Raw genomic sequence first — 13,998 nt, 5'->3', positions numbered from 1 at the left:
TCGTACGGGCGGATCAGAAAGGCAAGTGCATGAGCGGCAAGACCGAGGAAGCCCTCTCCTACGAGCAGGCGCGGGACGAGTTGATCGAGGTCGTACGGCGGCTGGAGGCCGGCGGGACGAGCCTTGAGGAGTCCCTCGCGCTCTGGGAGCGGGGCGAGGAGCTGGCCAAGGTGTGCCGGCGGTGGCTGGAGGGTGCGCGGGCCCGGCTGGACGCGGCGCTGGCCGGGGACGAGGACGAAGAAGAGGGGGAGTGAGGGGCGGGGGAAGAGGGAGCGCGGGGCGCGCAAGGGCTGCCCGGATGTGAGGCGGATCACTGCGGTCCGCATTTTGTTGAAGCTTGAAGCTTCATTCGTCTATGGTCGTGCCGTCAGCCTATCCGGACCACGGTCCGTTTTCGACCGGGACGCGACCTCTAGGAAGTTCTCATGTCTCTCGTTCTCGACCCCGCCGCTCAGGACCTGCTGTTCCGTGAGGCCCGCTCCGCCAACACCTTCACCGACGAGCCGGTGACCGAGGAGCAGGTCCAGGCGATCTACGACCTGGTCAAGTTCGGCCCGACCGCCATGAACCAGACGCCGCTGCGCGTCGTCCTGGTCCGCTCCCCCGAGGCCCGTGAGCGCCTGGTCCAGCACATGGCCGAGGGCAACCAGAAGAAGACCGCCACCGCCCCGCTGGTCGCGATCCTCGCCGCGGACAACGAGTTCCACGAGGAGCTCCCGCAGCTCTTCCCGCACTTCCCGCAGGCCAAGGACGCCGTCTTCGGCGACCGCGCGGTGCGCGAGGGCAGCGCGGCCCTGAACGCCGCCCTCCAGGCCGCCTACTTCATCATCGGCATCCGTGCCGCCGGTCTTGCCGCCGGTCCGATGGGCGGCTTCGACGCCGCGGGCATCCAGAAGGAGTTCCTGGACGACGACCACACCCCCTTCATGGTCGTCAACATCGGCAAGCCGGGCCCCGACGCCTGGTTCCCGCGCGGCCCGCGCCTGGCCTACGACGACGTCGTCACGACCGTCTGAGCCACCCCGCAGTCATGCGGGACACACGAGAGGCCCCCGGCAACGGCGCCGGGGGCCTCTCGTGTCGCACGCACGGGGCAGGTACGTCAGGACGTCCGCAGCGCCGCCGCCATCTTCGTCAGCTGGGCGAAGGAGGCGGTGCCGGCCACCACCGTCGTGGAACCGGGGGTGTTGTCCAGCACCAGCGCGACGTAGCGGCCACCGGTGTAGTGGGTCCAGGTGCGGTCGCCGATCTTCTCGGTCGTCTTCGTCGCCGTCGCCCCCTGACTGGCGTCGTCGATGAAGTCCGCACGCTTCTGAGTGGACTGCTCGATCTGGACGTACTGCCCGTCGGGGGTCTGGTAGCCGAGGTGCCAGCGGTCGCCGTCCTCGCCCTGGAAACGGACCGAGGTGGCCTTCCAGGCACCGGACAGGCCCTCCGGTGCGGCCACCGGGTAGCTCGCGGCGCGCCGCGCCGTCAGCAGCTCGACCCGGTAGTCGACCCTCGGGAGGTCGGGAGAGTGGTCGTCGTGCGGGACGAGAAGGTAGATGAAGCCCGCCGCGAGACCGATCAGGGCCAGGGAGAGAATCATGTCCCGGACCGTCTTCTGCTTGCCGTTCGTGCCTGCCACGCCCCCTATCGTCGCAGGTGCCCCTTGCGCTCATCCGTGGGGTCCCCTGCTCATTTTGTCAGCCTGGCGATAGAGTCGACGGGAAACCCTCATCCGGCCGTCGTCGTATCAGAAAGGTGCGCTCCGATGACCGAGAATCATCATCACCTGCCGTCCGAACTCGATGTACCCTCCGAGGCCCCCGACCGCAACCTCGCCCTGGAGCTCGTCCGCGTGACCGAGGCCGCCGCGATGGCCGCGGGGCGCTGGGTGGGCCGCGGCGACAAGAACGGCGCCGACGGCGCCGCCGTGCGCGCCATGCGGACCCTCGTCTCCACCGTGTCGATGAACGGCGTGGTCGTCATCGGCGAGGGCGAGAAGGACGAAGCCCCGATGCTCTTCAACGGGGAACGTGTCGGTGACGGCACCGGACCCGAGGTCGACATCGCCGTCGACCCGATCGACGGTACGACGCTGACCGCGAAGGGCATGCCCAACGCGATCGCCGTGCTGGCCGCGGCCGAGCGCGGGGCCATGTTCGACCCGTCCGCCGTGTTCTACATGGACAAACTGGTCACGGGCCCGGAGGCGGCGGACTTCGTCGACATCAACGCGCCCATCTCCGTCAACATCCGCCGGGTCGCCAAGGCGAAGCGGTCCTCGCCGGAGGGCGTGACCGTGGTCATCCTCGACCGGCCGCGGCACGAAGGGATCATCAAGGAGATCCGGGAGGCCGGCGCGCGGATCAAGCTGATCTCCGACGGTGACGTCGCCGGGTCGATCTACGCGCTGCGCGAGGGCACCGGCGTCGACATGCTGCTCGGCATCGGCGGCACGCCCGAGGGCATCATCTCGGCGTGCGCGGTCAAGTGCCTGGGCGGGACGATCCAGGGCAAGCTGTGGCCCAAGGACGACGCGGAGCGGCAGCGGGCGATCGACGCCGGGCACGATCTGGACCGGGTCCTGACCACCGAGGATCTGGTGACCGGCGAGAACGTCTTCTTCGTCGCGACCGGCATCACCGACGGCGAGCTGCTGCGCGGGGTCCGGTACCAGTCGGAGACCGCGCTGACCGAGTCGATCGTGATGCGGTCGAAGTCGGGGACGGTGCGGCGGATCGACTCCGAGCACCGGCTGCGCAAGCTGCGGGCCTACAGCACGATCGACTTCGACAAGGCGAAGTAGCACCTTCCGGGCAGGGACTGCGGACCGTTCGCGACTGCGGGTTCGTAGTGGCTGGTCGCGCCCGCGCGGCGGCAGCCGCAAATCAGCACAGCCCCGCGCCCCTTTGGGGCGCGCTGTCCCCTAGGCATGTCAAAAGGCGCCCTCTGTGCGGAGAGGGCGCCTTTTTGTCAGCCCGCCTGGGCTATGTGGTTCGCCGCTGTCGCTCGGGCCGCCTTCTTCAGTTCCATGTCGCGGCGCCTGCGCCTCGCCAGGACCACCCGGCGCTCCGCCGCCGTGAGGCCGCCCCAGACGCCGTACGGCTCCGGCTGGAGCAGCGCGTGTTCGCGGCACTCGACCATCACCGGACAGCGGGCGCAGACCCGCTTGGCCGCCTCCTCCCGGGACAGCCGGGCCGCGGTGGGCTCCTTGGAGGGTGCGAAGAACAGGCCTGCCTCGTCGCGCCGGCACACCGCCTCGGTGTGCCAGGGGGCGTCTTGGTCCCTGTCCCGCACTGGCACCCGCTGGGCCGGAACGGCAGCTACCTGCGCGGACGAATGCGGCGGTTGCAGCACGGTCTACTCCTGACGACGGCTTCGCGAGCGAGAGACGATGCAGCAAGCCCTACCCGCTGTGCGCGGGCCTATGCACAGCGTCCCCAACGGCCGTAGCGCGGCGGCCAGTTCACGACCCCGGGCGCCACCGACCAGGGAGTGATTCGCGACCGTCAACGGTCCAGGTGTTTGCGCAACTTCCGGTCGACCTTGTCGTGGACCCGGTCCAGGATGTCCTCGACGAACTTCCCGCGCTTCGGCCGCGCCTCCACATTGCCGAGGACGGCCCACCCGTCGACGTAGACGACCGGCGCGTCGGAGTCGACCGAATCCAGCGTGTCCGCCTCGAAGTTGCCCAGCACCCCGCCGCCGGTGCCGCGCAGCGACACGTTCTCCGGGACGCGGATCTGGACGTCGCCGAAGACCGAGAACGCCTTGATGACGACCTGCTGGTACTCGAAGATCGCCTCGGTGAGGTCGATCTCGACGGAGCCGAAGATCGCGTACGCGTGCAGCCGGCGGCCCGCGCGCCAGCGGCCGCGACGGCGGGCGCTGCTGAAGACGGCCACGACGTTGGTGTCCGCCTCGACGGGAATGGCACCGGGCGTCGGCCGGGGCGGCACCGGTGTGTAGGCCGGGGCGGCCCGGCCGACGTGGGCCGCGGGCAGGTCCCGTATGAAGACCTCCAGCTCGCCCACCGTCTTGGCGTTCAGCACCCCCTCCACGCGCTCGGCGTGCTCGTCGACGGTCAGGCGCCCCTCGGCGAGGGCCTCCCGCAGGATGTCGGCGATGCGGTCACGGTCGGCGTCCGAGGCGCGCAGCTCGGCGACCGGCGCCCCGGCGCGCTCCTCGGGGATGTGCTTCTGAAGGTCCACCGCAGCAGCGTACCGAAACGCGATAGATCGCGACTAGGGGTTGGTGTCGGTCCGGGCGTGTCGAACTGAGCCTTACCTCACAGGTTCCGTGTCGGTCGCAGGTTCTAGGCTGGACAGCGCCCGCCAGCGTCGGCGGGCGGCCGTCCGTCAGAGTGAGGAATGGGCTGAGATGCCTGAGTTCGCGTATACCGATCTGCTCCCCCAGGGCGAGGACACCACGCCGTACCGGCTGGTGACCTCGGAGGGTGTGTCCACCGTCGAGGGACCGGACGGTCGGACGTTCCTCAAGGTGGAGCCGGAGGCGCTGCGCAAGCTGGCCGCGGAGGCCATCCACGACATCCAGCACTACCTGCGGCCCGCCCACCTCGCCCAGCTCCGCCGGATCATCGACGACCCTGAGGCGTCGAACAACGACAAGTTCGTCGCGCTCGACCTGCTGAAGAACGCGAACATCGCGGCGGCCGGAGTGCTGCCCATGTGCCAGGACACCGGCACGGCGATCGTCATGGGCAAGCGCGGACAGAACGTGCTGACCGAGGGCGGCGACGAGGCGGCCCTCTCGAAGGGCATCTACGACGCGTACCTCAACCTCAACCTGCGCTACTCGCAGATGGCTCCGCTCACCATGTGGGAGGAGAAGAACACCGGGTCGAACCTGCCGGCCCAGATCGAGCTCTACGCCACCGACGGCGGCGCCTACAAGTTCCTCTTCATGGCCAAGGGCGGCGGCTCCGCCAACAAGTCGTTCCTCTACCAGGAGACGAAGGCGGTCCTGAACGAGGCCTCCATGATGAAGTTCCTGGAGGAGAAGATCCGTTCGCTCGGTACGGCCGCGTGCCCGCCGTACCACCTCGCGATCGTCGTCGGCGGTACGAGCGCCGAGTACGCGCTGAAGACCGCGAAGTACGCCTCCGCGCACTACCTGGACGAGATCCCGGCCGAGGGCTCGGAGCTCGGGCACGGTTTCCGGGACAAGGACCTGGAACAGAAGGTCTTCGAGCTGACGCAGAAGATCGGCATCGGTGCGCAGTTCGGCGGCAAGTACTTCTGCCACGACGTGCGCGTGGTGCGGCTGCCGCGGCACGGCGCGTCCTGCCCCGTCGCCATCGCGGTCTCCTGCTCCGCCGACCGGCAGGCCGTCGCGAAGATCACCGCCGAGGGCGTCTTCCTGGAGCAGCTGGAGACGGACCCGGCGCGCTTCCTGCCGGAGACCACCGACGAGCACCTCGACGAGTCCTCGGACGTGGTCAAGATCGACCTCAACCAGCCGATGGACACGATTCTCGCCGAGCTGACGAAGTACCCGGTGAAGACCCGGCTCTCCCTCACCGGTCCGCTGGTCGTGGCCCGTGACATCGCGCACGCCAAGATCAAGGAGCGCCTCGACGCCGGCGAGGAGATGCCGCAGTACCTGAAGGACCACCCGGTGTACTACGCCGGTCCGGCCAAGACCCCCGAGGGCTACGCGTCCGGCTCCTTCGGTCCGACGACGGCCGGCCGCATGGACTCCTACGTCGAGCAGTTCCAGGCGGCGGGCGGCTCCAAGGTGATGCTCGCCAAGGGCAACCGCAGCAAGCAGGTCACGGACGCGTGCGACGCGCACGGCGGCTTCTACCTCGGTTCCATCGGCGGCCCGGCCGCGCGCCTCGCCCAGGACTGCATCAAGAAGGTCGAGGTCGTCGAGTACGAGGAGCTCGGCATGGAGGCGGTCTGGAAGATCGAGGTCGAGGACTTCCCGGCGTTCATCGTGGTCGACGACAAGGGCAACGACTTCTTCCAGGATCCGGCGCCGGCGCCGACGTTCACGACGATTCCGGTCCGGGGCCCCGGCCTCGCGTAGCACCTCGGGTACGGCGGGGACGGCCCGCGGCGGAGCCGCTGATCGATACCGCGCCCCCGCCGCCCCTACCCGTCCCATCACCAGGGGGCCGCGCCCCCTTCGACCCCCGCCGGGTGGGGCCCGCACTGGGGGCTGCCGCCCCCAGCCCCCCGGTCCGGCCTGTACGGCCTCGTCCCCAAACGCCGGACGGGCTGGAGGGGGTGCGAACCGGCCTTCGCCCTCAAAGCCGGACAGGCTGGAGGGGGGTGCGGACCGACCTCCAGCCTCGAAAGCCGCACCGGCTGGAGGGGGTGCGGACCGGCTTCCAGCCTCAGAAACCGCACAGGCTGAGACATGGCGCGGACCGGCCTTCATGCCCAAGAGCCGGACGGGCTCAGATGTGGCGCGGACCCGTCTTCGTTCCCAAGAGCCGCACGGGCTCAGATGTGGCGCGGACCGGTGCTCGTCGCCAAGAAGCGCACGGGACGAGATGTGGTGCGGGCCGGCCTGTGGCCTCGGCAGTTGTCGGCTGGGGGTGCGTGCGCTGGGTCACACACCCTGGCGGAGTACTCGGCGGAACATCCCCACCCCCGCGACCGCTATACCCGGCATGAGCGACTACCGCATCGAACACGACTCCATGGGCGAGGTCCGGGTCCCCGGGTACGCGAAGTGGCGGGCCCAGACGCAGCGGGCCGTCGAGAACTTTCCTGTCTCCGGGCAGCGGATCGAGCGGGCGCACATCGAGGCGCTGGCCCGGATCAAGGGGGCGGCGGCCAAGGTGAACGCCGAGTTGGGAGTCCTCGACAAGGACATTGCCGGGGCGATCCAGGACGCGGCCGGGGAGGTCGCCGACGGGAAGTGGGACGAGCACTTTCCCGTCGACGTGTTCCAGACGGGGTCCGGGACCTCGTCCAACATGAACACCAACGAGGTGATCGCGACCCTCGCCAGTGAGCGGCTCGGGCGGGACCTCCATCCGAACGACCACGTCAACGCCTCGCAGTCCTCCAACGACGTGTTCCCGTCGTCGATCCACATCGCCGCCACCGCCGCCGTCACCCGGGATCTGATCCCGGCCCTGGAGCACCTCGCCGGCGCGCTGACCCGGAAGTCGGAGGAGTTCTCCGACGTCGTGAAGTCGGGGCGGACGCATCTCATGGACGCCACGCCCGTGACGCTCGGACAGGAGTTCGGCGGGTACGCCGCACAGGTACGGTATGGAATCGAACGGCTCCAGGCCTCCCTGCCCCGGCTCGCCGAGCTGCCGCTCGGCGGTACCGCCGTCGGTACCGGGATCAACACCCCGCCCGGGTTCTCCGCCGCCGTGATCGAGGAGGTCGCCCGGGCCACCGGACTGCCGTTCACCGAGGCGCGCGACCACTTCGAGGCACAGGGCGCCCGCGACGGGATCGTGGAGACCAGTGGGCAACTGCGCACCATCGCCGTCGGGTTGACGAAGATCGCGAACGATCTGCGATGGATGGCCTCGGGGCCCCGCACCGGGCTCGCCGAGATCGCGCTGCCCGACCTCCAGCCCGGGTCCTCGATCATGCCGGGCAAGGTCAACCCGGTGATCCCCGAAGCCGTGTTGATGGTGTCCGCCCAGGTCATCGGCAACGACCAGACCATCGCCGTGGCCGGCGCGGCCGGCAACTTCGAGCTCAACGTGATGCTTCCGGTCATCGCGAAGAACGTCCTGGAGTCCGTCCGGCTGCTCGCCAACGTCTCGCGGCTGCTCGCCGACCGGACCGTGGACGGGATCACCGCGAACCGGGAGCGGGCCCGGGAGTACGCCGAGTCGTCGCCGTCCGTGGTCACGCCGCTGAACAAGTACATCGGGTACGAGGAGGCCGCCAAGGTGGCCAAGAAGGCGCTCGCGGAACGTAAGACGATCCGCCAGGTCGTCATCGAGGGCGGGTACGTCGAGAAGGGCGAGCTGACCGTCGAGCAGCTGGACGAGGCGCTGGATGTCCTGCGGATGACGCGGCCGTAACCGCGTGCGAACGTTTCACGCCGCCCGGCCGGAAGCGTGACGTCCGCCGCAGCGTCGTATGCCTACGGCACCTAATATCTGTGCATGGCAGACGGTGGAGCGGTGAGGCGCGTGATGCGCGGGGAGACGGGCGGCGCGACCGGGCACGGGACCAGCAACGGAACCAGGAACGGGAACGGCTTCTGGGTGCCGGGGAGCCAGATCCTGTGGCGGTACCGGGAGAACGCGGGGCACGGCTTCCACATCGCGCGCCCCGTCACCGTCGTCCGGGACGACCAGGAGCTGCTCGCCGTCTGGCTGGCCCCCGGCACCGAGTGCGTCAGACCCGTGCTGGCCGACGGCTCGTCGGTCGGCGAGGAGCCGCTGGAGTCCCGCTACACCAAGCCCCGGTCGGTCACGCACGGCCACTGGCGGGGCACGGGCGTGCTGAAGCTGGCCCGGCCCGGTCAGCCCTGGTCGGTGTGGCTGTTCTGGGAGCCGGGCTGGCAGTTCAAGAACTGGTACATCAATCTTGAACAGCCGCTGGTCCGTTGGGGCGGCGGAGTGGACTCCGAGGATCACTTCCTGGACATCTCCGTGCATCCGGACCGGAGTTGGCGCTGGCTCGACGAGGACGAGTTCGCGCAGGCCCAGCGGGACGGCCTGATGGCCGCGGAGACGGCCGAGCGGGTGCGGGCGGCGGGACTGGCCGCGGTGGACTCCGTACGGGCCTGGGAGGCGCCGTTCTCGGACGGCTGGCAGCACTGGCGCCCGGACCCGTCCTGGGCGGTACCGTCACTGCCCAAGGACTGGGACCGTACACCCGCGCACGTGTCCACATGAGACCCTTGATGCGCCCCCGGTCCACAACCGTAGGATCGTCCTCCGCAAGGGCGCGTTGAGCACAACTCCCGGATCATGTGCCGGGCTTGACCGAACGTCACCGAGGGGCGGCAGGACGTGAGCGAGGGGTACGAGGGCAACACCGGCGAGCGGTGCGCGGGCCGCAGATCGTTTGCCGGTGGCACAGAAACAGCCTCCAGCCACGCCGGAATTCCGTTCCTGGGGCACGTAATCCGGGTATCGGGACTTCGGCGGGACCACCTGCGCGCCCGGCGCGCAGCCCCGGACGGACGGATTCGACACGCGTGACGGAGCACCCCACCTCCTACGAACGCCCACAGCCGGGCGTCGACCCCGCGGAGGCCCGCGGGGCGCTCCTGCGTTCCTCGCAGCCACCCGACCGGGCACAGCCGCCGGCGCAGCCCCGTCCGCTCGGCACCACCGCCTTACCGGCGCAGGCCCGCGCGGGCGAGACGCCCTCCGGTCCCGGTACCAGCACGTCCAAGGAGCACTCCGTCAACGGCCCCGAGCACGCCCAGCCCACCAGCGCTGAGCCCGATCCGCACCGGCCGCGCCCCACTCCGGAGGGCATCCCGCCCCAGCCCGGCGCGGAACAGGAGCGGGTGGCGGGCTCCCAGGAGCGCCGTACCGGACGCGGGCTGCCGCCCGGCCGTCCGATGCCGATGCGGCGGGACGGCGACCGGCTGCGCTTCGTGGGCGCCGCGACCCGGCGGATCGCCCGGGGCATGGACCTCGACGAGATCGTGATGGGGCTGTGCCGGGCGACCGTGCCGACCTTCTCGGACGCGATCCTGGTCTATCTGCGCGACCCGCTCCCGGTCGGCGACGAGCGGCCCACCGGTCCGGTGGTGCTGCGGCTGCGCCGTACCGACCGGATCCCGGAGGAGCGGGACTCCGAGGGCGGCGGCTTCCTGCCGGTGCCCGTCCCGGAGCCGGACCCGGCCGACATCGGCCTGGCCGCGCTCACCGCCGATCTGTGCGAGGTCCGGCCGGGCGGCGCCCTCAATGAGGTGCTGCGGGGCGTACGGCCGGTGTTCGCCGACGCCCCCGCCGCGCGCGCCGCCCTGCCCGAACTCCTCGGCGAGGGCAACGAGTCGCTCGTGCCCGGCGGACAGCACGCGATCCTCGCCCCGCTGCGCGGCCGGCGCCGGGTGATCGGCGCGGCCCTGTTCCTGCGCCGCCCGGAGCGGCTGGCGTTCGAGGCGGACGACCTGCTGGTCGCCGCCCAGCTGGCCACGCACAGCGCGCTGGGCATCGACAAGGCGGTGCTGTACGGCCGGGAGGCCTACATCGCCGACGAGTTGCAGCGCACCATGCTGCCCGAGAACCTGCCGAGCGCCACCGGCGTACGGCTCGCCTCGCGCTATCTGCCGGCCGCGGAGACCGCACGGGTCGGCGGCGACTGGTACGACGCGATCCCGCTGCCGGGGAGCCGGGTGGCGCTGGTCGTGGGCGATGTCATGGGGCACTCGATGACATCGGCGGCGATCATGGGGCAGCTGCGGACGACCGCGCAGACGCTGGCGGGGCTCGATCTGCCGCCGCAGGAAGTGCTGCACCATCTCGACGAGCAGGCCCAGCGGCTCGGCAGCGACCGGATGGCGACCTGCCTGTACGCCGTCTACGACCCGGTGTCGCACCGCATCACCATCGCCAACGCCGGGCATCCGCCGCCGGTGCTGCTGCATCTCGGCGGGCATGCCGAGGTGCTGCGGGTGCCGGCCGGGGCGCCGATCGGGGTGGGCGGGGTCGACTTCGAGGCGGTGGAGCTGGACGCGCCGGCCGGGGCGACGCTGCTGCTGTACACCGACGGTCTTGTGGAGTCCCGGCTGCGGGACGTGTGGACCGGCATAGAGCAGCTGCGGGAGAAGCTCGCCGCGACCGCGCAGCTGACCGGGCCGGATCATCCGCCGCCGCTGGAAGCGCTGTGCGACGAGGTGCTCGACATGCTCGGGCCGGGTGACCGCGACGACGACATCGCGCTGCTCGCGGCCCGGTTCGACGGGATCGCGCCGAGCGATGTGGCGTACTGGTTCCTGGAGCCGGAGGATGCGGCGCCCGGTCGTGCCCGGCGGCTCGCGCGGCGGGCGCTGGCCCGCTGGGGGCTGGAGGAACTGTCCGACTCCGTCGAGCTGTTGGTCAGCGAAGTGGTCACCAACGCGGTGCGGTACGCCTCGCGGCCGGTGACGCTGCGGTTGCTGCGCACCGATGTGCTGCGGTGCGAAGTGGGCGACGACGTGCCCCAGTTGCCACGGCTGCGGCAGGCGCGGGCGACGGACGAGGGCGGCCGGGGGCTGTACCTCGTCAACAGACTGGCCAGACGGTGGGGAGCGACCCGGCTCAGCACCGGCAAGGTCGTCTGGTTCGAGCTGAACAGATAGCGCCGTAGGGCGTGGGGACGGCGGGAAACCGCGGGCCGGCTGTGGCTGGTCGCGCAGTTCCCCGCGCCCCTGGGGAGTTGTGGCCACGGCGTTGTGAAGTGCTGAACGTATAGCGCCGTAGGGCTTGAGGATGGCGGGGAACCGCGGGCCGGTCGTGGCTGGTCGCGCGGTTCCCCGCGCCCCTGGGGGGGTTGCGCCCCGCGGCGTTGCGAAGTGCCGGCACACGTCGAAAGAGCCCCGCGCCCCCTTTCGGGACGCGGGGCTCTCGCGTTACTGGCCGTCCGCCGGATCGAGCGGGTTGTCGGTGGTGCCGCCCGTCGGGGGGGTCGTCTCCGGTGACGACGGTGGTGCGGACGTCGGCGGCGCCGAGGTCGGCGGGGCCGAGGTCGGCGACTTCGTCGGAGGTGCGGACGTCGGCTTCGACGATGTCGGCGGGGCCGAGGTCGGCGTCTGCGACGGGCTCTGCGACGCGGACGCGCTCTGGGTCGGCGTCTGGGTCGGCTGGACGGCCGCGCCCAGCGTGGTGTTGAGGTCGAACTTCTGCTTCGTGGTGACCCCGAAGGTGTACGCCGCCCAGATCTGCGCCGGGTAACCGCCACCGTTGATACGGCCGGTGCCGGGGATGAGGCCCGTGGCTCCGGTCAGCGAGACCTGGTTGTGGGTCTTGGCGTCCTCGCCGAACAGGCCCACCGAGGTCACCAGGTCGGGCGTGTACCCCGTGAACCAGGCCGACTTGTTGCCGTCGGACGTACCTGTCTTGCCGGCCACCTGCTGGCCCTTGCGCAGCGAGTTCTGGGCCACCGACACCTTGGCCGTACCGTCGTCGACCACACCGGTCAGCACCGAGGTCACCTGGTCGGCCGTGGACCTGCTGATCACCTGGTCGCCGATCGGGTTCGGCAGGTCGACCTTGCGGCCGGCCTGCTCCGCCGACGCGAGGACCGTCGGGGTGACCTTCTGGCCGTGGTTGTCGAGGGTGGCGTACACCCCGGCCATCTCCAGCGGGCTCGCGCCCATGGTGCCCAGCGTCATCGCGGGCACCGCCTGGACGTGCGTGGTGTCCAGGCCGAGGTCGTTCGCGGTCTTCAGCACGTTCTTCATGCCGACGTCCACGCCCATCTGCGCGAACACCGAGTTGACGGACTTGTTCATCGCCGTCTGGACGGGGATCTTGCCGTAGTCGGCGTCGTCCTCGTTCGGCGGTGCGAAGGCGATGTCGCTGCCCTTGACCGCGCGGCCGCTGGTGCCGTCGTAGATCGTGTCGGCGTCGATCGCCTTGCCGTCCTGCGTCTGCGCGTTCTGGTCGACCGCGGCGGCGAGGATGATCGGCTTGAAGGTGGACGCCGGCTGGTAGTCGGCGCGGGTGGCGTTGCTCGTGTAGTGGTCGTAGTAGCCCACACCGCCGTAGAGCGCGACGATCTTGCCGGTCTTGGGATCGACGGAGACGGCGCCGGCCTGCACGTTCTTGTCGACCTTGCGCTTCTTGCCGTCGAGCTTGCTGGTGAGCTGGCTCTTGACGGCCGCCTCCAGCTTGGCCTGCTTCTTCGGGTCGATGTTGAGGGTGATCGTCCAGCCCTTGTCGACGACCAGGGACTCCGCGTCGGACCTGGAGATGCCCTGCGCCTTCATCAGCTGGTTCTCCAGCTGGGTGTTGGCCAGTTCGACCAGATAGCCCTTCTGGCCCTCCAGGCCGGAGACGGCCTTCGGCTCCTTGGGGATCGGGAACGTCATGGCGTCACGTTTGGTCTTGTCCAGCCAGCCCTGGCCGACCATGTTGTTCAGGGTGTAGTTCCAGCGGTTCTGCACCAGCTTCTTGCCGACGGGACCCGCCACCGCCCAGTCGTACTGGCTCGGCGCCTGCAGCAGCGAGGCCAGATAGGCGCCCTGCTGGACCGTCAGCTTCTGGGCGTCGACGCGGTAGTAGGCCTGTGCGGCGGCCTGGATGCCGTAGGCGCCGCGGCCGTAGTAGCTGGTGTTGATGTAGCCGGCGAGGATGTCGTCCTTCGACACCTCGCGGTCCAGCTTCAGCGAGATGACCAGTTCCTTCAGCTTGCGCGTGACAGTCTGGTCCTGGCTGAGGTAGTAGTTCTTGACGTACTGCTGGGTGATCGTCGAACCGCCCTGGGTGCCGCGGCCCATCGCCGTGTTGTAGAGGCCGCGGGCCATGCCCCTCAGGTCGATGCCGTTGTCGGTGTAGAAGGACTTGTTCTCCGCCGCGACGAAGGTGTGCTGGACGTCCTTCGGGACCTTGGAGAGGCCCACGATCTCGCGGTTCACGGTGCCCTTGCGGGCGAGGACCGAGCCGTCGCTGTACTTGTAGACGTTGCTCTGCGTCTGCGCGAGCGGGTTGCCCTCGGGGACTCTCACCGTCATGTACAGCGCGATGAAGGCGCCGATGCCCAGCAGACAGACTCCGAGGAACGCGCCGAGCATCTTCTTCCAGGTGAACAGCCTGCGTATCCGGCCCTTGGCGGGCTTGCCGTTCTTACGCGACTGCCCCGGCTTGCCCGGCTGCCCCGGCTTCCCCTTGGCCGCGGCCTTGCGGCGCTCCGCACGGGTGGCCCCCTCGGCGGCCGGCGACTCGACCGCGGTCGCGGTCCCGCCCGCCGCGGTCGGCGCCTCCGGCGGTGTCTCCGGCGCGGCCTGCTGCGGCGAGCGGTGCCCGGGCGCGGCGCGGCGGCTACCGCCGCGCTGCCGCGCTCTTCTGTCGTCCGCTCGTCCCATGAGTCCGTCTGCTCCGCTTCGTCTCGGCTGTCAAACGTG

11 protein-coding genes are annotated in these 13,998 nt (G+C 70.3%); 7 read left to right on the top strand and 4 right to left on the bottom strand.

What is annotated here, in order from left to right:
- The first annotated feature begins 29 nt into the window (after positions 1-29).
- Positions 30-254 carry an exodeoxyribonuclease VII small subunit gene (locus ACIRR9_RS02225; protein WP_403746650.1) on the top strand — a complete coding sequence of 75 codons (225 nt, stop codon included), beginning with the start codon at positions 30-32 and terminating at the stop codon, positions 252-254.
- Positions 255-425: 171 nt separating this feature from the next.
- Positions 426-1,016, top strand: a complete 591-nt coding sequence (locus tag ACIRR9_RS02220; protein ID WP_403746648.1) for a malonic semialdehyde reductase — start codon at positions 426-428, stop codon at positions 1,014-1,016.
- An 86-nt stretch (positions 1,017-1,102) separates the two neighbouring features.
- On the opposite strand, the gene ACIRR9_RS02215 is transcribed toward ACIRR9_RS02220, so the two are convergent.
- Positions 1,103-1,627 (bottom strand): DUF4245 domain-containing protein, encoded by a 525-nt coding sequence (locus ACIRR9_RS02215; protein ID WP_403746645.1) that lies wholly within the window; start codon positions 1,625-1,627, stop codon positions 1,103-1,105.
- A 126-nt stretch (positions 1,628-1,753) separates the two neighbouring features.
- On the opposite strand from ACIRR9_RS02215, the gene glpX reads away from it, so the two are divergent.
- The gene (gene glpX, locus ACIRR9_RS02210) at positions 1,754-2,791 is read left to right on the top strand and encodes a class II fructose-bisphosphatase (RefSeq protein WP_403746643.1); all 1,038 of its coding nucleotides are present in this window, start codon (positions 1,754-1,756) and stop codon (positions 2,789-2,791) included.
- A gap of 167 nt (positions 2,792-2,958) precedes the next feature.
- Here glpX and ACIRR9_RS02205 read toward each other — a convergent pair whose 3' ends face one another.
- Together ACIRR9_RS02205 and ACIRR9_RS02200 are read right to left on the bottom strand one after the other, a co-directional pair.
- Positions 2,959-3,342, bottom strand: coding sequence for a WhiB family transcriptional regulator (locus tag ACIRR9_RS02205; protein WP_123974451.1), 384 nt, complete (start codon positions 3,340-3,342; stop codon positions 2,959-2,961).
- A 152-nt stretch (positions 3,343-3,494) separates the two neighbouring features.
- On the bottom strand, positions 3,495-4,196 hold the full coding sequence (locus tag ACIRR9_RS02200; RefSeq protein ID WP_403746639.1) for a DUF1707 domain-containing protein: 702 nt from the start codon (positions 4,194-4,196) through the stop codon (positions 3,495-3,497).
- Positions 4,197-4,365: 169 nt separating this feature from the next.
- Between ACIRR9_RS02200 and ACIRR9_RS02195 the strand changes: the two genes are divergently transcribed.
- From ACIRR9_RS02195 to ACIRR9_RS02180, 4 genes are all read left to right on the top strand, one after another.
- The gene (locus ACIRR9_RS02195) at positions 4,366-6,036 is read left to right on the top strand and encodes a fumarate hydratase (protein ID WP_403746636.1); all 1,671 of its coding nucleotides are present in this window, start codon (positions 4,366-4,368) and stop codon (positions 6,034-6,036) included.
- Between the two features lie 589 nt (positions 6,037-6,625).
- Positions 6,626-8,011, top strand: a complete 1,386-nt coding sequence (locus ACIRR9_RS02190) for a class II fumarate hydratase (RefSeq protein ID WP_403746633.1) — start codon at positions 6,626-6,628, stop codon at positions 8,009-8,011.
- Between the two features lie 84 nt (positions 8,012-8,095).
- The gene (locus ACIRR9_RS02185; RefSeq protein ID WP_403746630.1) at positions 8,096-8,833 is read left to right on the top strand and encodes a DUF402 domain-containing protein; all 738 of its coding nucleotides are present in this window, start codon (positions 8,096-8,098) and stop codon (positions 8,831-8,833) included.
- Positions 8,834-9,138: 305 nt separating this feature from the next.
- Positions 9,139-11,235: a SpoIIE family protein phosphatase gene (locus ACIRR9_RS02180; protein WP_365340038.1), complete on the top strand. Its 2,097-nt coding sequence runs from the start codon at positions 9,139-9,141 to the stop codon at positions 11,233-11,235.
- 270 nt (positions 11,236-11,505) lie between these two features.
- On the opposite strand, the gene ACIRR9_RS02175 is transcribed toward ACIRR9_RS02180, so the two are convergent.
- Positions 11,506-13,959 carry a transglycosylase domain-containing protein gene (locus ACIRR9_RS02175; RefSeq protein ID WP_403746626.1) on the bottom strand — a complete coding sequence of 818 codons (2,454 nt, stop codon included), beginning with the start codon at positions 13,957-13,959 and terminating at the stop codon, positions 11,506-11,508.
- Between the last annotated feature and the right edge of the window lie 39 nt (positions 13,960-13,998).

This window comes from Streptomyces sp. NPDC101234, from assembly GCF_044767525.1.
GTDB lineage: Bacteria > Actinomycetota > Actinomycetes > Streptomycetales > Streptomycetaceae > Streptomyces > Streptomyces sasae.
This window is presented reverse-complemented; position numbering and strand designations above follow the sequence as displayed.

Bases quoted from the DNA above. Each gene is read 5' to 3' on its own strand.
- ACIRR9_RS02185 (WP_403746630.1), top strand. From the start codon at position 8,096: ATGGCAGACGGTGGAGCGGTGAGGCGCGTGATGCGCGGGGAGACGGGC.
- glpX (WP_403746643.1), top strand. From the start codon at position 1,754: ATGACCGAGAATCATCATCACCTGCCGTCCGAACTCGATGTACCCTCC.
- ACIRR9_RS02190 (WP_403746633.1), top strand. From the start codon at position 6,626: ATGAGCGACTACCGCATCGAACACGACTCCATGGGCGAGGTCCGGGTC.
- ACIRR9_RS02195 (WP_403746636.1), top strand. From the start codon at position 4,366: ATGCCTGAGTTCGCGTATACCGATCTGCTCCCCCAGGGCGAGGACACC.
- ACIRR9_RS02175 (WP_403746626.1), bottom strand. From the start codon at position 13,959: ATGGGACGAGCGGACGACAGAAGAGCGCGGCAGCGCGGCGGTAGCCGC.
- ACIRR9_RS02225 (WP_403746650.1), top strand. From the start codon at position 30: ATGAGCGGCAAGACCGAGGAAGCCCTCTCCTACGAGCAGGCGCGGGAC.
- ACIRR9_RS02220 (WP_403746648.1), top strand. From the start codon at position 426: ATGTCTCTCGTTCTCGACCCCGCCGCTCAGGACCTGCTGTTCCGTGAG.